This window comes from uncultured Bacteroides sp., from assembly GCF_902491285.1.
Classification (GTDB): domain Bacteria; phylum Bacteroidota; class Bacteroidia; order Bacteroidales; family Bacteroidaceae; genus Bacteroides.
In genome coordinates this window covers 21,500-42,973 of the sequence record NZ_CABUHK010000020.1, presented here as the reverse complement: position 1 = coordinate 42,973, position 21,474 = coordinate 21,500, and the positions used below count along the sequence as shown (strand labels likewise).

General features: G+C 43.3%; 16 protein-coding genes. 9 read left to right on the top strand and 7 right to left on the bottom strand.

The annotated features are described in order from the left end of the window. Positions 1–8 precede the first annotated feature (8 nt). The 6 genes from metH to RDN93_RS07395 all read right to left on the bottom strand — a co-directional run bounded on the left by metH (position 9) and on the right by RDN93_RS07395 (position 6,035). Positions 9–2,756, bottom strand: coding sequence for a methionine synthase (gene metH, locus RDN93_RS07420; protein WP_308744902.1), 2,748 nt, complete (start codon positions 2,754–2,756; stop codon positions 9–11). Between the two features lie 13 nt (positions 2,757–2,769). Further along, positions 2,770–3,222, bottom strand: coding sequence for an SsrA-binding protein (gene smpB / locus RDN93_RS07415; protein ID WP_007754410.1), 453 nt, complete (start codon positions 3,220–3,222; stop codon positions 2,770–2,772). 9 nt (positions 3,223–3,231) lie between these two features. Continuing rightward, entirely contained in the window at positions 3,232–3,777 is a 546-nt protein-coding gene (locus RDN93_RS07410; RefSeq protein ID WP_308744901.1) for a Yip1 family protein, read from the bottom strand. Between the two features lie 32 nt (positions 3,778–3,809). Further along, entirely contained in the window at positions 3,810–4,604 is a 795-nt protein-coding gene (locus RDN93_RS07405; RefSeq protein ID WP_308744900.1) for a hypothetical protein, read from the bottom strand. Positions 4,605–4,686: 82 nt separating this feature from the next. Further along, complete coding sequence (locus RDN93_RS07400) at positions 4,687–5,187, bottom strand: DMP19 family protein (RefSeq protein WP_135999988.1); 501 nt, start codon at positions 5,185–5,187, stop codon at positions 4,687–4,689. A 443-nt stretch (positions 5,188–5,630) separates the two neighbouring features. Further along, on the bottom strand, positions 5,631–6,035 hold the full coding sequence (locus RDN93_RS07395) for an HsmA family protein (protein WP_308744899.1): 405 nt from the start codon (positions 6,033–6,035) through the stop codon (positions 5,631–5,633). Between the two features lie 238 nt (positions 6,036–6,273). Between RDN93_RS07395 and RDN93_RS07390 the strand changes: the two genes are divergently transcribed. The 6 genes from RDN93_RS07390 to RDN93_RS07360 all read left to right on the top strand — a co-directional run bounded on the left by RDN93_RS07390 (position 6,274) and on the right by RDN93_RS07360 (position 11,655). Then, complete coding sequence (locus RDN93_RS07390; protein ID WP_007759112.1) at positions 6,274–6,975, top strand: iron-sulfur cluster assembly scaffold protein; 702 nt, start codon at positions 6,274–6,276, stop codon at positions 6,973–6,975. A gap of 19 nt (positions 6,976–6,994) precedes the next feature. Then, a complete protein-coding gene (locus RDN93_RS07385) occupies positions 6,995–8,005 on the top strand; it encodes a GGGtGRT protein (RefSeq protein WP_008760490.1) in 1,011 nt (336 codons plus the stop codon). A 959-nt stretch (positions 8,006–8,964) separates the two neighbouring features. Then, positions 8,965–9,438, top strand: a complete 474-nt coding sequence (locus RDN93_RS07375) for a lipocalin family protein (protein WP_308744896.1) — start codon at positions 8,965–8,967, stop codon at positions 9,436–9,438. A gap of 86 nt (positions 9,439–9,524) precedes the next feature. Then, on the top strand, positions 9,525–9,878 hold the full coding sequence (locus RDN93_RS07370; RefSeq protein WP_308744895.1) for a DUF1622 domain-containing protein: 354 nt from the start codon (positions 9,525–9,527) through the stop codon (positions 9,876–9,878). Between the two features lie 125 nt (positions 9,879–10,003). Then, complete coding sequence (locus RDN93_RS07365; protein WP_308744894.1) at positions 10,004–11,104, top strand: helix-turn-helix domain-containing protein; 1,101 nt, start codon at positions 10,004–10,006, stop codon at positions 11,102–11,104. A gap of 149 nt (positions 11,105–11,253) precedes the next feature. Next, a complete protein-coding gene (locus RDN93_RS07360) occupies positions 11,254–11,655 on the top strand; it encodes a LytTR family DNA-binding domain-containing protein (protein ID WP_308744921.1) in 402 nt (133 codons plus the stop codon). A gap of 19 nt (positions 11,656–11,674) precedes the next feature. Here RDN93_RS07360 and RDN93_RS07355 read toward each other — a convergent pair whose 3' ends face one another. Beyond that, positions 11,675–12,076, bottom strand: coding sequence for an FKBP-type peptidyl-prolyl cis-trans isomerase (locus RDN93_RS07355; RefSeq protein WP_308744893.1), 402 nt, complete (start codon positions 12,074–12,076; stop codon positions 11,675–11,677). 98 nt (positions 12,077–12,174) lie between these two features. Here RDN93_RS07355 and RDN93_RS07350 point away from each other — a divergent pair, with 98 nt between their 5' ends. The 3 genes from RDN93_RS07350 to RDN93_RS07340 all read left to right on the top strand — a co-directional run bounded on the left by RDN93_RS07350 (position 12,175) and on the right by RDN93_RS07340 (position 21,470). Beyond that, positions 12,175–17,811 carry an MG2 domain-containing protein gene (locus RDN93_RS07350; RefSeq protein ID WP_308744892.1) on the top strand — a complete coding sequence of 1,879 codons (5,637 nt, stop codon included), beginning with the start codon at positions 12,175–12,177 and terminating at the stop codon, positions 17,809–17,811. 118 nt (positions 17,812–17,929) lie between these two features. Beyond that, positions 17,930–20,269, top strand: coding sequence for a penicillin-binding protein 1C (gene pbpC, locus RDN93_RS07345; RefSeq protein WP_308744891.1), 2,340 nt, complete (start codon positions 17,930–17,932; stop codon positions 20,267–20,269). Between the two features lie 25 nt (positions 20,270–20,294). After that, positions 20,295–21,470: an MFS transporter gene (locus tag RDN93_RS07340; protein WP_308744890.1), complete on the top strand. Its 1,176-nt coding sequence runs from the start codon at positions 20,295–20,297 to the stop codon at positions 21,468–21,470. Positions 21,471–21,474: the final 4 nt, after the last annotated feature.

Sequence of the window (21,474 nt, the reverse complement as noted above, 5' to 3'; positions counted from 1 at the left end):
GTAATGTTTTAAAATAGGTTCAACTTATTTTTCTGAGCTTCCTCCAATGAAACTGTTTCACGCTTCATCAAACCGCTCTTTTCGCGAAGCGCCTCGTATTCGCTTTCCAACTCGTTCACCAGTTCGGCCTTCATCTGCGGATTCAGCAGTTTGGCGGCGACACCGGCATTCAAGGAAGCGTCTTTCAAGTGTACCACCGGAGCGTGATATACAGGAGCAATCTTCAATGCAGTGTGCATCTTTGAGGTAGTGGCTCCCCCAATCAGAAGAGGTATATCGAGTCCGGCCTTTTCCAGTTCAGCGGCCACATGGGCCATTTCTTCCAGCGAAGGAGTAATCAATCCGCTCAATCCAATCATGTCCACCTTTTCTTCGATAGCACGCTGCACGATTGTTTCCGCAGGAACCATCACCCCCAAATCGACAATATCGTAACCGTTGCAGGCCATCACTACGGCAACGATATTCTTTCCGATATCGTGCACATCCCCTTTCACTGTAGCAAGCAATATTTTTCCGGCAGAGGTTGTTGCTTCTGTTTTTTCCGATTCAATGACAGGCTGGAGGATGGCAACGGCTTTCTTCATTGTCCGGGCAGTCTTCACCACCTGCGGAAGAAACATTTTACCTGCTCCGAAAAGTTCGCCTACGTAGTTCATTCCATCCATCAACGGCCCTTCAATCACATTCACCGCTTTATCGTAAAGCGGCAGAGCTTCTGCCAAGTCCTGTTCGAGATAATCGCCAATCCCTTTCATCAAGGCATATTTCAAACGCTCCTGAACGGTTCCTTCCCTCCAAGCATCCTGTTTGGCAGCCGGCTGGCCTGCTGCTCCGCTCATGGTTGCTTTCAGAGATTCCGCCAATTCGATAAGACGTTCTGCCGCGTCGGGACGGCGGTTCAAAACGACATCTTCTATCTTTTCGAGCACATCGGCCGGAATGTCGCTGTATAGAACGGAAGTTCCCGGATTCACGATTCCCATATCCATTCCTTGCTGAATGGCATGATAAAGGAACACGGCATGCATGGCTTCACGAATATAGTTGTTGCCACGGAAAGAGAAAGACAGGTTACTCACCCCACCGCTGATATGCGCGCCGGGAAGATTTTTCTTAATCCATCCGGTAGCTTCAATGAAGTCCACGGCATAGTTGTTATGTTCTTCGATTCCCGTAGCTACGGCAAGCACATTGGGGTCGAAGATTATATCATGGGGATTAAAATTGACTTTATCAACCAAAAGACGGTATGCACGTTGGCATACTTCTATCTTACGGGCGGCAGTATCCGCCTGGCCTTTTTCATCAAAAGCCATGACAACGGCGGCAGCTCCGTATTGCTTGATAGTCCGGGCATGTTCGAGGAACACTTCTTCCCCCTCTTTCAAAGAAATAGAGTTGACGATTGCCTTACCTTGCAGGCATTTCAATCCGGCAACAATCACTTCCCACTTGGAAGAGTCAATCATCACCGGGACACGGGCAATTTCCGGTTCGGACATAATAAGATTCAGGAAAGTCGTCATCTCAGTCTTGGCGTCCAGCAGTCCGTCGTCCATATTGACGTCAATCACCAAGGCTCCGTCCTCTACCTGCTGACGGGCGATGGAAAGAGCTTCATCGTATTTCTTTTCATTTATCAGACGAAGAAACTTACGCGAACCGGCTACATTACAACGCTCGCCAACATTCACAAAATTAATTTCCGGTTTCACTTCGAGCAGTTCAAGCCCGGAAAGCCACATACAGTCCGGTGTTGCAGCCGGAACGTGTGGTTTTGCACCTTTTATCAAGGCTGAATATTCGGCAATGTAGGCATCTGTCGTTCCACAGCAACCACCTATTATATTTATTAATCCTTCGTCGATATATTCTTTCACTTCGTGAGCCATATCCGCAGGTGTCTGGTCGTACTTGCCCAGACTGTTCGGTAATCCGGCATTCGGATATGCACTAATGTAATAAGGTGCGCGGGCTGCCAATTGCTCAAGGAAAGGTTTCAACTGACGGGCTCCGAACGAGCAGTTCAAGCCGACAGAGAAAATATTGGCATGTTGCACGGAAGCGAGAAATGCCTCCAGGGTTTGTCCGGACAAGGTTCGCCCGCCAATATCGGAGACAGTCACAGACAGCATGACAGGCACTTCGACACCTGTCACTCTCATTGCTTGTTCAGCGGCAAAAATAGCCGCTTTCGCATTCAGCGTATCAAATATTGTTTCAATCAAAATAGCATCTACCCCACCCTCAAGCATCGCTTCCATCTGTTGCTGATAGGCGGCAGCCAGTTCATCGTAGCTCAGAGCACGATAAGCCGGGTTGTTCACATCGGGGCTCATGGAGCAGGTTTTGTTCGTTGGCCCTACGGAACCGGCTACAAAACGGGGTTTATCGGGATTCTTTGCTGTATATTCGTCAGCAAGCCCACGAGCCAGTTTTACGGCGGCAAGATTTATCTCACGTACATATTCTTCTACGTGATAATCGGCCATAGAGACTGTGGTTGAGCTGAATGTATTCGTTTCGATAATGTCCGCACCTGCTTCGAGATACTTACGGTGAATATCTTGAATTACATCGGGACGTGTCAGACAAAGCAAATCGTTATTCCCTTTCAGTTGTCCGGGAATATGCGCGAAACGTTCACCACGAAAATCTTCTTCTTTGAGATTGTATTGTTGAATCATTGTACCCATTGCGCCGTCCAGAATAAGGATGCGTTCGGATACGATTTGAGAGATTGTCTTCTTCATTTATCCTATCATGTCATCGTTTGAACATTCTTGCCATATCTCTACGGTCGTCTTTCTCTTTGATGGATTCTCGTTTATCATATTCTTTCTTACCTTTCGCCAAAGCGACCACCAGTTTCGCCAAACCTTTTTCATTGATAAACAAGCGTACGGGAACAATCGTAAAGCCGGGATTTTTCATTTCCCGCTGTAGTTTCTCCAATTCTTTTTTATTGAGCAACAACTTCCTCTCCCTACGTGCCGTATGATTATTGTACGAACCATAGAAGTACTCGGCGATATGCATATTCTTCACCCACAATTCGCCTTTCGCAAAATAACAAAACGTATCTACCAGGCTCGCTTTTCCCAAACGAATGGATTTGATTTCCGTACCGGTCAATACGATACCTGCTGTATAGGTATCTATCAGTTCGTAATCAAACGTAGCCCGTTTATTCTTAATATTTACAGAGGGTTGTTTCATCTTCACACATTAATTAAGTATGGCCGTCAGTTTGTTAAACACTATTTGAATCACCGTCGGACATAGTATTAACAACACAGACGACAAAAGGGTGTATTTCAATCGTTGTTTTTCTTCTACTCTCATCAGTATAGGAGCTCCTTCCCATACTACATAGACGATATAGAACTGCAGCAACCAAGCAATAATTCTAAAATCGGGTAATAGTCCGGTTACGATTTGAAGCAGGAAGGGTACAACAAGTGCATATCCCGCAAATTGTTGCGTTAACGGCATATCGCTATACAGACCAAACATTCTTGCCCCCATCTCATTAATGGCATAAGCAGCCAGGAAGTAGCCACCGAACAAGGCTACAGCTACGGCACAACAGTTGGTCATAGCTATTTGGAAACTTTGCGGACCTCCCCATCCATTCGTCAGTAATGAACCGATGAATACGGACAGACCGCATAAACCAATCATAGGATAGACAAAAGCCACATATACTTTTCGCCTATCCTCTTCCATAGAAATTTCCTCCCAGGCCTTGGCCGGAGAGGAAATCAATTTCATTGCTATGTTAAATAATTCTTTGTAGTTCAATGTTATTTTACTGTATATTCCCACGGTGTGGCATCAGTAGCACCATCCAAGGTATTTTCTGATGAATTTACTTTTGCTTTTACTGTAATCTTTGTCGGATTTTGACCTGCCTTATTGCGGAATGCACTCATTGCATTATCCAAACGATATGCTTTATATGCAGAAGTATATCTATTACGAGATACATTCTCCGCTTCCCCTTCAGTATTAATTACATGATTTAAAGTAAGTACCAACTCTGTTGCACCAGATTCAATAGTCTCCTCGTCATACGTAAGAATAAAAGAATGTTTTTCAAGTTCCTTATTCTGCTCCTCAGAGCTATTTTCCACTTTCACCCAATAGACAACAGGAATAACAAGATATTGTTGGTCAAATAAGACGCCCGGTTGTGTTGAATAGTCAGATGCTAAATTAAATGCATATAATGGTGCATTAGCTTTTGATGATTCTGAAGCATTTGTAGGTCCTTCTGTGTATTTAGCATTAATCGAAACAGGAGTACTACCACCATAAAGTGTTACATAAAGAGTTTCGGAATTATCAGGCTGCTCAGCCGAATCATATTCATACCAAAAATTATAAAGTTCTCCTGTATTCAACGTTATTAATGATGCATCATTAATAACAAGCTTTTGCCCTGCAGGCGTTTGAAATGTAGCGGGATAAGTACTAGTACATTTAGCAATTGTAAATAATTGCCTTGCGGTATTATCATCCCCATTCATACACGAAGTAACCGACATACCCATCACCACAGCCATCAAAGCCACCAAGAAAAATTTCATCTGTTTCATAAACATATTTTTTAGATTTTGCAAAGATATAAATTCTAATTCACAATTAATAAATGCAGATACTTAAAAAATACTGCATCCGTTACTTTATTATTTTTGCAAAAAGTTCCAAATGGTCATCTACATAACTTGCAATCAATGCCGTAACCTGTTCTTCCATATCTAAGTAAGCCTCTTCCAACTCATCAAAAGCTTCGTATTGCTCATACATAGCCATGAATTCATCGTCCGTCCGTTCTTTCTCCAAGTCTTTCCGATTGGCATCAAATATTTTCTTTGCCTTATAGATTAACTTCGAAAACTCTTCCGCTCCCCATATACGCATCACTTTAGCAAACGGATTATCAAAGATATATCCACCGTAACCATTCTGAATCAACTGGCAGAATCCTCCTGCCATCACCTCATCACGAAATATCTGGTAAGCCAGCAAAGAATGTTGTTCTCCCGTCAACAAAGGCATCGTCTCCGCAGTCAGTTCACCGCCGATTACCTCTTTATATTTATCTGTAAACGCCTGGATAAATTCATCCATTCCTTCACCCGCAGCCTTCTGTAAAGCTGATTCTACAACTTCAATCATAATCTTCTTTATAAATAATGCAGCAAAGCTACGAATTTTATTCTACATCCAGTAATAATCCCTCCATAATCTTGCCAATCTTAATTTCACTATCCGTCCTCCACTTTCTTCACACGGCCCATATCATCTCATTTACAGACGTTTCCGGTGAACAATTCATATAAAATACAATATTCACCTCTATTCACCCCTTCACAAGATATGTGTTTTACAATCTTACAATATAGCGAGAACTACTATTTGCCATATTATAGAAACAGGCAGATAGTGTACATATCCCGAATAGAAAATATTTGTTCAACAATAGCCGACTCCAGTTGACCGCCTAGCCAACTCTAGTCGTCCTATTAGCCAACAATAGTCGTCTAATAGGACGACTAGAGTCAGCCGATAAGGATATTGTAAGGTGATCTATAAATATCCGGCTTCATGCAGACTGTTTATCATGCATGTAAATGCATTCCCATATATACACCTATTAAATAAGGTATAAGCCAAATACACCAGACCATAATACTAAAGCGATTGAAATGCTTCTTTGCCCCAGGCGATCCCTTTACATATGTCCATATCGCCCATGAAGCATGGACAAACATAAGAAGAATAGCAATCATACCCGTCACGGTATGAATCTCGTCGTGCAAGTGGGTTAATCCGGCAATATGCTCCATCAGGCTTGTACCGACCGCATCAGCTATCAAACCGAGAAGAAAGAATATAATATGCCAAAACTTCAGTTTCTTTTGGAGACGTTCTCCCCAAACCCCGATTGTATAAAATATAAGCGCAGACGAAATAACACAGATTGCCGCTATTAAATAATGTATATCTATCTGATTCAGTTCCATAGTTTTTTGTTTTCCAATAAGAACAAAACAACAAATAGATAGTTCGCCTACCCCCAATCTTCCGCAAATGCAATCCCGACTTTACAAACTGCGAAAAAACGTAAACTGAATTGTCACTTTTCACAAAAAAGTAATAAAAGGCGATTTGCAGAAACAAATAAATCGACTACCTTTGTGGGCGATTTAGAGAATCGTGACTACGTATTTTTAATTATATCACTTAAAAAAAGAGCTAATTATGACTTATTCACACGAAGTGGAACACATGTGTGTTGTAAAGAAGGGTCCTAACCACGGACCGGCTCCCATACCCGAAGAAGGCAAATGGGTAAAATCTAAAGAAATCGTTGATATTTCTGGTTTGACACACGGTATCGGTTGGTGCGCTCCTCAGCAAGGTGCTTGTAAACTGACGCTGAACGTTAAAGAAGGTATCATTCAGGAAGCTTTGGTTGAAACTATCGGATGTTCCGGAATGACTCACTCTGCTGCTATGGCTGCTGAAATCCTTCCGGGAAAAACTATCCTTGAAGCATTGAACACTGACCTTGTTTGCGACGCTATCAACACTGCTATGCGCGAACTGTTCCTGCAAATCGTTTACGGACGTACTCAATCTGCTTTCTCTGAAGGTGGTTTGATCATCGGTGCAGGTTTGGAAGACTTGGGTAAGGGTCTGCGCAGCCAGGTAGGTACTCTTTATGGTACTTTGGCTAAAGGTCCCCGTTACCTTGAAATGGCAGAAGGTTATATCAAACAGATCTTCTTGGACAAAAACGACGAAATCTGCGGATACGAATTCGTACACATGGGTAAGTTCATGGACGAAATCAAGAAGGGTACTGATGCCAATGAAGCATTGAAGAAAGTTACAGGTACTTATGGTCGCGTAACAGCAGAACAGGGAGCAGTTAAATCTATTGATCCACGTCACGAATAATATAAGGAGGAAAGAAACTATGATTAGAGAAGTAAAATTCGAAAGCCAAGACCGTCGTATCAAAGGTATCATTGAAGCCTTGAACGCTAACGGCATCAAAGACATCGAAGAAGCTAACGCTATCTGCGAAGCTGCCGGACTTGATCCTTATAAAACGTGTGAAGAAACTCAGCCTATCTGCTTTGAAAATGCAAAATGGGCTTATGTAGTAGGTACTGCTATCGCTCTTAAGAAGAACTGCACAAACGCTGCTGAAGCTGCTGAAGCTATCGGTATCGGTCTGCAAGCATTCTGTATCCCGGGTTCTGTAGCTGACGACCGTAAGGTTGGTATCGGTCACGGTAACCTCGCTGCCATGTTGCTGCGCGAAGAAACTAAATGTTTCGCTTTCCTTGCAGGTCACGAATCTTTCGCTGCTGCCGAAGGTGCTATCAAAATCGCTGCAAAAGCAGACAAAGTACGTAAAGAACCGTTGCGTTGCATCCTGAACGGTCTTGGAAAAGACGCTGCTCAGATCATCTCTCGTATCAACGGCTTTACTTACGTTCAGACTCAATTCGATTACTTTACCGGTGAACTGAAAGTTGTTCGCGAAATCGCTTACTCTGACGGTCCTCGTGCTAAAGTAAAATGCTACGGTGCTGACGATGTTCGCGAAGGTGTTGCTATCATGTGGAAAGAAGGCGTAGACGTATCTATCACAGGTAACTCTACTAACCCGACTCGTTTCCAACATCCGGTTGCCGGTACTTACAAGAAAGAACGTGTTCTTGCTGGAAAACCATATTTCTCAGTAGCTTCAGGTGGTGGTACAGGTCGTACTCTTCACCCGGACAACATGGCTGCCGGTCCTGCTTCATACGGTATGACAGACACAATGGGTCGTATGCACTCAGATGCTCAGTTCGCTGGTTCTTCATCAGTTCCTGCTCACGTAGAAATGATGGGATTCCTGGGAATTGGTAACAACCCGATGGTAGGTTGTACAGTAGCTTGTGCTGTAGACGTAGCTCAGGCATTGGCTAAGTAATTCAGATTACTTTATATATATGGGAGAGTAGGTTTATTGTTCTACTCTCCTATTTTTATTTAAAACAATAAACTTTTGGAATAGCGATTCCATTCATATACTTATAAAAAGATACTTGAGCTTTTAGCTCTTATTCTCTCAATCTGAAAACCGCCAAATTGAAGTCCAGAGAATAGGTTACTGAAAGTTTACGCTCTATAGGCGTGAACTGTTCGTACTTATTTTGGACAGGGTGCTTGGCGGTACCTCAGATTGAAAATAGGTATTGAATGGTTCCGCCTTTTTATTTTACTAAGAGCCAAGATATGTATCCGTACATTCATACAAGACATAACAGATATATAAATCTATATCAGAATATTTCTCATTCAATATATCAGCACAAATATTTCCTACTTGTGAATAATAAGCTACATATACGTGACTTATTATCGACATTTAAAATCTAAAACTGACAAAAATAGGCATAACTTTGTATGAATATATAAAAGCTACAAATAGAGACAAACACTTCTCTAAAACAAGAATGACATGATACACATTGGTCAAATAATTGAGGCAGAACTTCACAAACAAGAACGCTCCGTAACATGGTTTGCCAACAAACTTTATTGCGACAGGACCAATGTATATAAAATATTCAAACGTGGAAGCATAGATTCTGATTTGCTTTTACGAATATCCATTATTTTGAAACACAATTTTTTTATTTATTATCTACAAGAACTAGAAAGTTATAGCAACAAATAAAACGATTAAACACAAACCTCTTTAGTTCTTTTTGTGAAAAAGATGTGGCCTAATCAGCCACAGTTCTGTATATCACACAGCTACAAGTAATCTGCAATTCATATCAAATAACAACATATCTTTGCAATGTCAAAGAATTGCTATAATCAAAAAGATATTCTTAGATATAGTAACTATATTATCAATAATATTATTTTAATAAGAAAATTATGAGAAAAGTACTTTGGAAAATCACGACGTGTATCAGTATCATATTACTGACATTCTGTATTTATTCCTGCAGCAACGACGATGATGAAGATTCAGTCGGTTCACGAGAAATGTTATTAGGAGTTTGGAATGGTGTGTATTATTTGAGCCAAGGATGGGATAATGGAGAGCTAACTGTAAATGAGAAAGAAGATTTTGTAAATGGTACAAACCGATTTTCAATAGAACTCAAGGAAGATGGTACCTACATAGAGAAAGATCTTTATCCTTCAGGAAGTATAAAAAGTACTTCCTACGGCACATGGTCTTATACTGGTAAGGAACTGATATTAAAATACGAGGAATATGAAGAATTAGAAAAATGGTCTGTAACCAAAATGACCGAGACAGAGTTAGTTTATGAACGCCGTGGGAAAGTTAAAGAAGATGGGAGTATATGGGAATACCTTGAAGAGTTTTCTTTTGCAAGATAAATCACTGTTTTATACATATTCTCCTTTTTGATAAAACTATTCAAGGAAGTCAGTTGTTTATATTGTATAAACTAATATTATACACAATGCTACTGACTTTCTTAAATATGCTTGCTACTATCATCAGCGTTATTAGTCTGCTGATTGTCACCTATGGAGTATTCGTCGGCATCATTGCTTTTCTACGCAATGAAATAAAACGATTCAACGGAACATATACCATCAATAACATCCGGCAGCTCAGAGCTGATTTCGGTAGTTATCTTTTGCTTGGTTTGGAGTTTTTGATTGCATCTGATATACTGAAAACTGTAGTTGATCCGACTTTAGATGAATTAGCAATCTTAGGCGGGGTAGTTGTGGTAAGAACTGTGCTTTCTGTCTTTCTGAATAAAGAGATTAAAGAATTGGCAGAAAATGAGTCCTCTAAAGAAACATAATTTCTAGTGGCATAATCTCACAAAAGCCATTCTTTTTCTATTGCCTGATATGACTAAATTGATTACTTTTGTTTCATTAACCCTTTAGTGAAAAGAAAGGAAAGATTAAAAAATACATCATAAACATGGGAATACTACATTTATCAATTGAACTCACACTTGATTTGGTTGCCTTGATATCAGGAATCATTCTTATTGTTCGCGCAAAAGATAATTATCCCAAATTGTATTGGGGAATTATAGCAGTGGGTATAGGGCTTATGTTTTCGTGGGAGAACATCGGGTGGCTGACAATCGTTACAGATACCCCCGAATACAATTTCACGGACTTACTCTGTATTGAAAAGATGCTCAAATGGTATGCTTTAGCCAATATTGTCGCACTATTTCCCATCGCTTCCTTATCTCCGGGATACCTCAACCACTTCAGGATATTCACATTTTTATTGCCGCCTATCATTACAATCACCGTAGGAATCTGTTATTTAGGATTTAACGGAATCATAACTCCTATATACTCATTGAATGAAATAATACCGAATATTAATAATACGGACGTCAAACTTAGAGTTTGTATATTCCTACTTTCCGTCATCACTCCCCTCTTTATTCTTATTTATGCGATGGTCAGCACCAAAACCTATCGCAAAATAAATAATAATATGCATTTATTTATAGGGTTTCTATTCTTGTTTTTGGGAATATACATTCTGTTTACTTTGAGTATCAATGAATTCATCTTCAATTTATTCGGCATTACGGCAATCGTTTTCACCGTCCTGTTTTCAATACTGTATTTACAATCCGAGAATCCATTCTCAGATCATATCAGCATGGTACTAAACACGGAAAAAGAAATGCCACAAATAGAAAAATCGCCTCAACCTCTCCCACTCTTCTCTAGCATTGAAGCATATCTTAAAGAACAACACCCTTATATAGACCAATCTTACAACATTAAAGATTTGGCAAAATCCCTAAACGAAAAAGAGCATGACATTTCAATGGCAATCAAAAGTCAGGGATTCACTGGTTTCCGAGAATACATAAACTGTAACCGATTAGAATACTTCAGACAGTTAGCCATCGGGAACTCTGAAAAAAGCGTGAAAGAACTAATGTTCTTATGTGGTTTTAGCTCCCGGGCGACCTTTTATCGGAACTTTTCCGAAAAATATGGTGTATCACCCAGCAAGTTCATTGAAGACCAACAGATTAAACAATAGAATACCATTTAAAAAGATACCGTCATTGCTATATAAAAGTGTCTCATTTCAGGAATGAGACACTTTTTATTTTCACAATTAACGGTAATACGTTATTTTTGACTGAAAAATTAAATGCGCCCCCAAGCTATCATAGATTAGAAAATCACATGGAAAATCAAGAGTTACATACCGATCATTGCAATCACGCAATCATCGAAAAAAGACAGGAAAACATTTTTTTATATACTACTATTACCGGGAATTTACAATTGGTTCATTTTGAAGAGATCGGTTACTTCCGTTATAATTCCAAAAGTAAATTGTGGGAAGTTGTATTGTACAACAAGCACACCTTAGTATTAAAGCGAAATACAAACTCACAAAAAATACTGGGTTTGCATCCTTATTTTCTTCAGATTAGCCAGTCCTATATTATTAATATCACTTATCTGGCTTCAATTGAAGATAACAACTGCTTATTACTTCCCCCTTTTAACAGTTCGTCGGAACTGCTGCAAGTGAGCAAATCCTTTCTGAAAAAGCTAAAAGAGAAATATCCTTGTCTTTAACCGTCCAGAAAGTCCGTCCCTATGCAACAGCCAACAGTTCCACCTCAAATATCAATGTCGAGTATGCGGGGATAGAATCAACAGCCTTAATACCGTATCCCATCGTATAAGGTATATAGATTATCCACTTATCTCCAACATGCATTTTCTGAAGTGCCACCTGCCAACCTTCAATTACATCACTAAGACGCAAGGCATCGGGACAGGTACGTTCATAAGAATTATCAAATACCCGCCCGTCAATCAGGCTTCCCTTATAATGCACGGTTACAATACTCCGTGGTTCCGGAGAGACAGTTCCTTCACCAGTCTCCAAAACCTTATAATAGATACCACACGGCAACGCAAAAACACCTTCCTGAGAAGACAGTCTTTTCAGAAATCGCCGGTTGGCCTCTTTATATTCTTTCTTTTTTCCCATACACAATTTTATTAGAGCGTACAAAAATAATTAGAATTAAAAAGAATCTACCATAAAAACCGTATATTTGTTTGCTAAATTATAAAGAACTCTTCACTATGAGACAAATTAAAACTAGATGTAGTAGCATTGCTACCAAATTATTCTTCCTAATAATAATGATTATGGGTCTTTTCGGATGCACACGCAATCAAAAAGATATTATTCCTTCTGCAGAATATGCGCCATACGTCAATGCGTATACAGGCGGAGTCATCTCACAAGGTTCAACCATACGCATCGAACTGACGCATGACCAGCCAATGGTGGACATGAACAATGAACTGAAAGATAATCCGTTCAGTTTCTCACCTTCATTAAAAGGAAAAGCATATTGGGTCAGCAACAATACCATAGAGTTTGTACCGGAAGAAGGTACACTAAAACCGGGGGCATTCTATGAAGGAACTTTCCAACTCGGGGATTTTATTGAAGTAGATAAAAAGCTGAAGGAGTTCAATTTTTCATTCCGGGTGCAGGAACGCAACTTTACTATCCACACAGAACCTATAACAATTACAGCCACTCAACCCGATGAAGCAAGTATAAAAGGAGAAATACGTTTCAGTGACGTGGTGAAGAAAGAAGAGGTAGAGAAGATGTTGACTGCCGGCAATGGAAAAAGCAAAGATTATCCGGTAGAGATTACTTCGACCAACAACCCTAGCCGTTATGAGTTCAATATCAACCGGATTCCACGAGAGACGAAAGATTATCAACTAGAGATAAAGGCAGATGGAGCGCCTGTACAAATCGACCATACACAAAGCGAAGAAATTCTGATTCCGGCAAAAGACAGTTTCCGCTTTCTAACCGCCGAACGCATTGACCAACCGGAGAATGGGATTGAAGTCGTATTCTCCACCCCCGTATCCAATACCCAGGATCTGAAAGGACTGATTGAGATACCGGAAATATCTTCCTCTATCACTCAAATCAAGGACAACAAAGTATTTATCTATTTCGAAGCAAACAAGATAAATAAGTTGACTTTAAATATTCACGAAGGGGTAAAAAGCAGCCAGGATCAGACTTTAGGAACTTCACATTCTATCTCGTTCAGTGAGCAGAACCTGAAGCCGCAAGTCGAAATGTCTACTTCGGCAGCCATCCTCCCCGATTCGAAAAGCCTGATTATTCCGTTCCGGGCTGTCAACCTGTATGCGGTGGATTTGAATGTGATCCGCATTTTCGAGAATAATGTATTGATGTTCATGCAGAATAATTCGCTGGCTTCCGCCAATGAATTGCGCCGTTCGGGACGATTGGTTTATAAGAAGACCTTGTGGTTGGGTAAAGATTCGTCAAAAGACATTCATCGCTGGGAAGATTACTCGATAGACCTTGCCGGACTGATTCATCAGGAACCGGGCGCTATCTACCGGGTTATCTTATCCTTCCGGCAAGAATATTCAGCATATCCTTGCGGTGGAAACGATAGTCAGGAAATGAAGTTTGCCGACAGTGCTTCCGATGGTTTGACAAAAGTAAGCGGAAGCGTTTTGTCTGAAGAAGATGAAGCCATGTGGGATGTTCCCGAAGCTTATTATTACTATTACGGTGCCACAATGGACTGGAGCTTGTACCGATGGACGGAACGGAATAATCCTTGCCATCCATCTTACTATATGGAGTCGACCCGGACAGCAGCCTGCAATGTCTTTGCTTCCAATTTGGGAATGATTGTGAAGAAAAACTCCCTGAATAATTTATGGGTTGCAGTCAACAATATTTTAGATACAAAACCCGTCGGCAAGGCACAGGTCACCGTTTATAACTTCCAACTGCAAGTGATAGGCAAAGGAGAAACAAACGGGGAAGGTCTGGTAGAAATCGCCCCGAAAGGCGTACCTTTTATTGTCGTTGCGGAATCGGATAAGCAAAAAGCCTATGTACGTGTGGTAGACGGTGAAGAGCAATCCGTCAGCCGGTTTGATGTAGGCGGAAAAGATATTCAGAAAGGTCTGAAAGGATTTATATATGGCGAAAGAGGTGTATGGCGACCGGGAGATACGTTGCACATATCCTTTATCCTGGAAGACCGTGAGAAAAGAATACCGGACAAGCATCCGGTAGCACTGGAGATTTACAATCCGAAAGGACAATTCTATACCAAGATGATTTCGACGCAAGGCATGAATGGTTTCTACACTTTTGACGTCCCGACTCAGCCCGATGTTCCTACCGGTCTTTGGAATGCTTACGTAAAAGTGGGCGGAACAACCTTCCATAAAGGATTGCGCATCGAGACAATAAAGCCCAACCGGCTCAAAATAACGCTGGCACTACCCAAGGTGCTTCAAGCGACAGACAAAGAGTTTCATGCCCCGCTCACTTCCGCGTGGCTGACAGGGGCAACCGCGTCCCGCTTGAAAGCGAAAGTAGAAATGTCACTGTCCAGAGTAAACACACAGTTCAAGAATTACGGGCAATATCTCTTCAATAATCCTGCAACGGACTTTACAACCATCAAGACGGATGTATTCGATGGCGTGCTCGATGCGGAAGGAAGAGCAGGCGTCACCTTGAAACTTCCGGCAGCGACAAATGCGCCGGGTATGCTGAACGCATCTTTCACTACACGCGTATTCGAACCGGGCGGAGACGCAAGCATCTATACGCAAAGTGTCCCGTTCTCACCATTCACATCGTATGTGGGCATCAACTTGAATCAACCTCAGGGAAAATATATTGAGACGGACAAAGACCATGTATTTGATGTCGTTACGGTGACACCCGAGGGAAAACCGGTAAGCCGCTCAAATCTGGAATACAAGATATACCGTATCAGTTGGAGCTGGTGGTGGGAAAACAGCGATGAATCTTTCAGTTCATATGTAAACAGCAGTTCTATCACTCCGGTAGCCAGCGGCAACTTGCAGACTAACGGCGGAAAGGCTTCCTTCAAATTCCGTGTCGACTATCCGAGTTGGGGACGCTACCTGGTATATGTAAAAGACAGAGAAAGCGGTCATGCCACCGGTGGTACTATCTATGTAGACTGGCCGGACTGGAGAGGACGTTCAAGCAAATCGGATCCCAGCGGTATCAAAATGCTTGCTTTCTCACTGAACAAAGATTCTTATGAAATAGGCGAAACAGCTACTGCCATTATTCCCGCTGCTGCCGGCGGACGTGCTTTGGTATCCATCGAAAACGGTTCGACAGTGCTCAAACAGGAATGGATAGAAGTATCCAACCAGGGAGATACCAAATACAACTTCAAGATTATGCCGGAAATGGCACCGAACGTATACCTGCACATCAGCCTCTTACAGCCTCATGCGCAGATGGTTAATGATTTGCCAATCCGTATGTACGGAGTTGTTCCGGTATTCGTGACTAACAGTCAAACGATATTGCAACCGCAGATACAGATGCCGGAAGTATTGCGGCCGGAAACGGATTTCAATGTCACAGTCAGTGAGAAGAGTGGGAAACCGATGACGTATACATTAGCTATCGTAGATGACGGCTTGCTGGATCTTACGAACTTCAAGACTCCCGACCCCTGGAACGACTTCTATTCACGTGAAGCACTCGGTATCCGGACATGGGATATGTATGATAATGTATTAGGAGCTTCCGCCGGAAGTTACAGTTCTCTTTTCAGCACGGGTGGAGACGCTTCATTGAAGCCTGCCGACGCAAAGGCGAACCGTTTCAAACCGGTAGTTAAATTCATCGGGTCTTTCTATCTGGGAAAAGGCAAGCATCAGACACATACGCTGAAGTTGCCGATGTATGTAGGCTCAGTGCGCGCCATGGTAGTGGCAGGACAGGATGGGGCTTACGGCAATGCGGAAAAGACAGCTTATGTACGGACACCGTTAATGCTGTTGTCCACTTTGCCGCGTATACTTAGCATCCAAGAGGAAATTACTGTTCCGGTGAACATCTTTGCTATGGAAAACCAAGTGAAGAATGTAACCGTATCTATCCAAGCCACCGGTGGCGGGGTTCAGATTGTCGGTTCTCCGCAACAGTCGCTGACTTTCAACCAACCGGGCGACCAGCTTACTTTCTTTACGCTAAAGACCGGCAACAAAACAGGAAAAGCAACCATCCATCTTACAGCAAGCGGTGGCGGACAACAGACAAAAGAAACTGTCGAAATAGAAGTACGAAATCCAAACCCGGTTGTGACATTACGCAACAGCCAATGGGTAGAAGCCGGACAAAGCGGTGAGCTGTCATACAGCCTTGCCGGTTCTTCCGACAATAATCATATCCAACTGGAAGTTTCCCGTATCCCGTCGGTAGACATCAGCCGCCGGTTCGACTTCTTGTATAATTACGAGCATCACTGTACGGAACAGTTGACTTCCAAAGCCCTGCCACTCTTATTCATCTCCCAATTCAAGGCGGTAGACGAACAGGAAGCGGAGAAAATAAAGACAAATGTACAAGAAGCCATCCGGCAGATTTATGCCCGCCAGCTTCCTAACGGCGGATTTATCTATTGGCCGGGAAATGCCGTCGCAGATGAATGGATTAGCTCGTATACGGGAATGTTCCTGACATTGGCACAAGAAAAGGGATATGCTGTCAACTCCAACGTATTAAGCAAGTGGAAACGCTTCCAACGCGCAGCAGCTCAGAACTGGCGGATGCCACAAGATGCAAGCAGTTGGCAGCAATGGCAGGCGGAACTGATGCAGGCCTTCCGCCTATATACGTTGGCATTGGCAGGCGCACCGGAATACGGAGCAATGAACAGAATGAAAGAACAACAAGGTATGTCCATCCAAGCCAAATGGAGACTGGCAGCCGCTTATGCCTTGACGGGAAAGATGAAACCTGCCGAGGAGCTGGTGTACAACGCTGAGACTACTGTCATCCCTTATTCTTCTATGAACTTTATTTATGGTTCGTCCGACCGGGACGAAGCGATGATTCTGGAAACATTGCTTCTGATGAACCGCGAACGGGATGCGCTTCAACAAGCGAAGAAAGTATCAGAGAATTTATCGCAGGAGAACTGGTTCAGCACCCAATCTACTGCATTCGCCCTGATGGCAATGGGACGGTTGGCAGAAAAACTGTCAGGCACATTGGATTTCACATGGACATGGAACGGCAAACAACAGCCTGCGGTGAAATCTGCGAAAGCAGTGTTTGAGAAAGCAATCTCCACTTCCCCGAAATCCGGTACAATCTCTGTAAAGAACCAGGGTAAGGGAGCACTGGGTGTAGATGTTATCACGCGCACACAATTGCTGAATGATACACTGCCTGCTATCTCGGATAATATCCGGATGGATATAAAATATACAGATATGAACGCTAATCTTATATCAGTAGATGATATTAAGCAGGGAACCGATTTCATCGCTCTTGCTGTCATATCCAATGTCAGCGGCACTTCGGATTACACCAATCTGGCACTGACTCACATCATACCTTCCGGCTGGGAGATATATAATGAACGGATGCTGGCTACCGATACGGAAAATCCTAACAGTGAAACAAGTACTCCAAGAAACTCAATCAGCAGATATTCTTATCAGGATATCCGCGATGACCGTGTACTGACTTACTTCAATTTGCGCCGTGGCGAAACGAAAATGTTTACAATCAGACTGCAAGCGACTTATGCAGGCAACTTCATTCTTCCGGCTGTTCAATGCGAAGCCATGTATGATGCAACCGTACAGGCACGAAGCAAGGCAGGAAGAACAACGGTGAGCCAGTAAATTTCAGGCACGGACTATACGATTTCACGGTTCTACCCGTTAACTAAAACCGCGAAATCCGTATAATCCGTGCCTGATCATTCATCACAAATATATGTGCCCTTACTTTTGCCATTCAATGATTTCTATCTATAAATTCTTCAAACGACTATCTGTCTTCAAGAAAGTAATGACAATAGGCATTACTCTTTTGCTAATTGGATATATCTTTTGTCTGCCCCGGCAATTGTTTCATGTCCCTTATTCTACAGTCGTCACCGACCGTAACGAAGAATTATTAGGAGCACGCATCGCCTCCGACGGACAATGGCGCTTTCCCCCACGCGAGACAACACCGGAGAAGATCAAACAATGTCTCATTACGTTCGAGGATAAACATTTCTATCATCATTGGGGTGTCAACCCACTATCCATCGGAAGAGCCATCTACCAGAACACCAGGCACAAACGTATTGTGAGTGGTGGAAGTACGCTGACGATGCAAACCATCCGGCTTGCCCGAAACGAATCAAGAACTTTCGGCGAGAAAGTAATCGAAATGATTTGGGCTACCCGGCTGGAATTCCGGGCTTCTAAAGAGGAAATCTTATCCATGTATGTATCTCATGCGCCTTTCGGAGGAAATGTAGTAGGACTGGATGCAGCAGCCTGGCGGTATTTCGGTCATTCGGCGGAAGACCTGTCATGGGCAGAATCGGCCATGCTTGCCGTGCTCCCCAATGCTCCCGCCATGATTCATCTGTCCAAAGGACGGCAAATGCTGCTCTCAAAACGAAACCGGTTATTAAAACAACTTCTTGAAAAGAAAATCATAGATTCATCTACCTACGAACTGGCTGTCACCGAACCTCTTCCCGATGAGCCGCATCCTCTTCCACAGACAGCCCCCCATTTGGTCAGCCGTTTTTATAAAGAACGAAACGGGCAATATACCCGTTCTACCATCGACCGGGGGATTCAGACTCATATAGAAGACCTGGCTGAACGATGGAGCAATGAGTTCAACCGGAGCGATATTCGTAATCTAGCCATTCTGGTGATTGACATACCTGCCAATCAAGTGGCAGCCTACTGCGGAAACGTACATTTCGACCGGAAACAGGGCGGCAACCAAGTCGATGTGATTCAAGCCCCTCGGAGTACAGGGAGTATCTTAAAACCTTTTCTATATTATGCCATGCTGCAGGAAGGTTCGCTGCTGCCGGATATGCTATTGCCGGATATACCTATTAATATAAACGGCTATACTCCTCAAAATTTCAGCATGCAATATGAAGGGGCTGTCCCGGCTTCGGAAGCGCTTGCCCGCTCTCTGAATATTCCTGCTGTGACAATGTTACAAAAATATGGAGTGCCCAAGTTTCACAACTTCCTGCAACAGACCGGGTTTAGAACTATCACCCGTCCCTCGTCTCATTATGGATTATCTTTGATTCTAGGGGGAGCGGAAGCTACTTTATGGGACGTGACAAACGCCTACGCCCAAATGGGACGGGCCCTCACCCCCAACCTGAGTCCGGAACTCACCAAAGAAAAAGAAGCCGGAATTATCATAAAGGAAGAAGAAAACAAGACTGTTCAGCATGAATATATTTGGGACAAAGGCGCCGTGTGGCAAACGTTCAACGCTTTGAAGGAAGTAAACCGTCCCGAAGAAATCGACTGGAAATCAATCCCGTCCATGCAGACCATTGCCTGGAAAACAGGAACCAGTTACGGATTCCGGGATGCCTGGGCAGTCGGCGTCACCCCCCGTTATGCGGTCGGTGTATGGGTAGGAAATGCAACCGGTGAGGGAAAACCCGGACTGGTCGGCGCACAAACGGCAGGCCCAGTATTATTCGATATATTCAGTTATCTTCCTGCTTCACCCTGGTTTGAACGACCGACCGATGTCTTTGTGGACGCGGAAGTGTGCCGCCAATCAGGACATCTGAAAGGCCGTTTCTGCGAAGAAACGGACACTGTCCTTATCCTCCCTGCCGGACTGCGCACGGATGCCTGTCCGTACCATCACCTTATCACACTGGCTGCCGATGAGAAACACCGTGTCTATGAGAGCTGCGCCAACACAGAACCTACCTTACAAAAATCATGGTTCACCCTCCCACCCGTATGGGAATGGTATTATAAACAACACCACCCGGAATACAACCCTCTCCCACCCTTTAAGGCAGGTTGCGGGGAAGATACTTTCCAGCCCATGCAATTCATTTACCCTCCCATGAACGCGCACATTAAGTTACCGAAACAACTGGACGGCAGCAAAGGGTTCCTGACCGTCGAATTAGCACATACCAATCCCAATGCGAACGTATTCTGGCATCTCGATGATACCTATCTGATGCAAACGCAGGATTTCCATAAGATTTCCCTGCAACCCGCTCCCGGAAAACATTCCTTGACAGCAGTGGATGGAGAAGGCAACACAGTTTCCACTACTTTCTTCATTGAGTGAGCATCAATTTTACTATCTTTGCGCCATGAAACAGCCATTAAAAGAAAACGGAGGACTACCGGCGTCTATCCTCTGGACACTTGCTATTGTGGCGGGTATCTCGGTAGCCAATATCTATTACGTCCAACCTCTGCTGAATATGATACGCCATGAACTTGGCATATCAGAGTTCCGAACCAACCTCATCGCCATGGTGACGCAGATAGGTTATGCAGCCGGATTGTTGTTTATCACTCCTTTGGGCGATTTATACCAGCGCAAGAAAATCATCCTTGCCAACTTCCTCGTCCTGATATTCTCCCTGCTGACGATTGCCCTGGCACATAATATCCACGTGATACTTGTCGCTTCATTCCTTACAGGAGCCTGTTCCATGATTCCGCAGATATTCATCCCCATGGCAGCCCAGTTTTCGCGCCCGGAACATAAAGGCAGAAATGTAGGGATTGTCTTATCGGGACTGCTGACCGGTATCCTGGCTTCGCGCGTTGTCAGCGGATTTGTAGGCGAACTGTTCGGATGGCGGGAAATGTACTACATTGCCGCCGGCATGATGTTTGTCTGTGCGATTGTCGTACTTAAAGTCCTTCCCACCATTCAGACCAACTTCCGGGGAAAATACAGCGACCTGATGAAATCCCTGCTGGCTTTAGTGAAAGAGTTCCCGCAACTGCGCATTTACTCTATCCGGGCAGCGCTGAACTTCGGCTCCCTTCTCGCCATGTGGTCTTGCCTGGCTTTTAAAATGGGACAAGCACCCTTCTTCGCCAATAGCGACGTTATCGGTATGCTGGGACTTTGCGGAGTAGCCGGGGCACTGACCGCCTCTTTTGTGGGAAGATATGTAAAACGGGTGGGTGTGCGCCGTTTCAACTTCATCGGCTGCGGATTGATTCTCTTGTCCTGGCTACTGTTTTTTGCCGGCGAGAATACCTACATCGGAATTATCGCCGGTATTATCATCATTGATATAGGAATGCAGTGTATCCAGCTCAGTAACCAGACGAGTATCTTCGAACTGAATCCCCGCGCTTCGAACCGCATCAATACTATTTTCATGACTACCTACTTTATCGGCGGCTCCACAGGAACGTTCCTTGCGGGTAGCTTTTGGCAGTTGTATGGCTGGCACGGTGTTATCGGTGTCGGGGTCGCTTTAACGAGTATTTCCTTATTAATTACGCTTTTCTATAAGAAATGAGTCA

Coding starts and splice junctions, on each gene's coding strand:
- metH (WP_308744902.1), bottom strand. CDS start 2,756: ATGAAGAAGACAATCTCTCAAATCGTATCCGAACGCATCCTTATTCTG.
- smpB (WP_007754410.1), bottom strand. CDS start 3,222: ATGAAACAACCCTCTGTAAATATTAAGAATAAACGGGCTACGTTTGAT.
- RDN93_RS07410 (WP_308744901.1), bottom strand. CDS start 3,777: ATGAAATTGATTTCCTCTCCGGCCAAGGCCTGGGAGGAAATTTCTATG.
- RDN93_RS07405 (WP_308744900.1), bottom strand. CDS start 4,604: ATGAAACAGATGAAATTTTTCTTGGTGGCTTTGATGGCTGTGGTGATG.
- RDN93_RS07400 (WP_135999988.1), bottom strand. CDS start 5,187: ATGATTGAAGTTGTAGAATCAGCTTTACAGAAGGCTGCGGGTGAAGGA.
- RDN93_RS07395 (WP_308744899.1), bottom strand. CDS start 6,035: ATGGAACTGAATCAGATAGATATACATTATTTAATAGCGGCAATCTGT.
- RDN93_RS07390 (WP_007759112.1), top strand. CDS start 6,274: ATGACTTATTCACACGAAGTGGAACACATGTGTGTTGTAAAGAAGGGT.
- RDN93_RS07385 (WP_008760490.1), top strand. CDS start 6,995: ATGATTAGAGAAGTAAAATTCGAAAGCCAAGACCGTCGTATCAAAGGT.
- RDN93_RS07375 (WP_308744896.1), top strand. CDS start 8,965: ATGAGAAAAGTACTTTGGAAAATCACGACGTGTATCAGTATCATATTA.
- RDN93_RS07370 (WP_308744895.1), top strand. CDS start 9,525: ATGCTACTGACTTTCTTAAATATGCTTGCTACTATCATCAGCGTTATT.
- RDN93_RS07365 (WP_308744894.1), top strand. CDS start 10,004: ATGGGAATACTACATTTATCAATTGAACTCACACTTGATTTGGTTGCC.
- RDN93_RS07360 (WP_308744921.1), top strand. CDS start 11,254: ATGGAAAATCAAGAGTTACATACCGATCATTGCAATCACGCAATCATC.
- RDN93_RS07355 (WP_308744893.1), bottom strand. CDS start 12,076: ATGGGAAAAAAGAAAGAATATAAAGAGGCCAACCGGCGATTTCTGAAA.
- RDN93_RS07350 (WP_308744892.1), top strand. CDS start 12,175: ATGAGACAAATTAAAACTAGATGTAGTAGCATTGCTACCAAATTATTC.
- pbpC (WP_308744891.1), top strand. CDS start 17,930: ATGATTTCTATCTATAAATTCTTCAAACGACTATCTGTCTTCAAGAAA.
- RDN93_RS07340 (WP_308744890.1), top strand. CDS start 20,295: ATGAAACAGCCATTAAAAGAAAACGGAGGACTACCGGCGTCTATCCTC.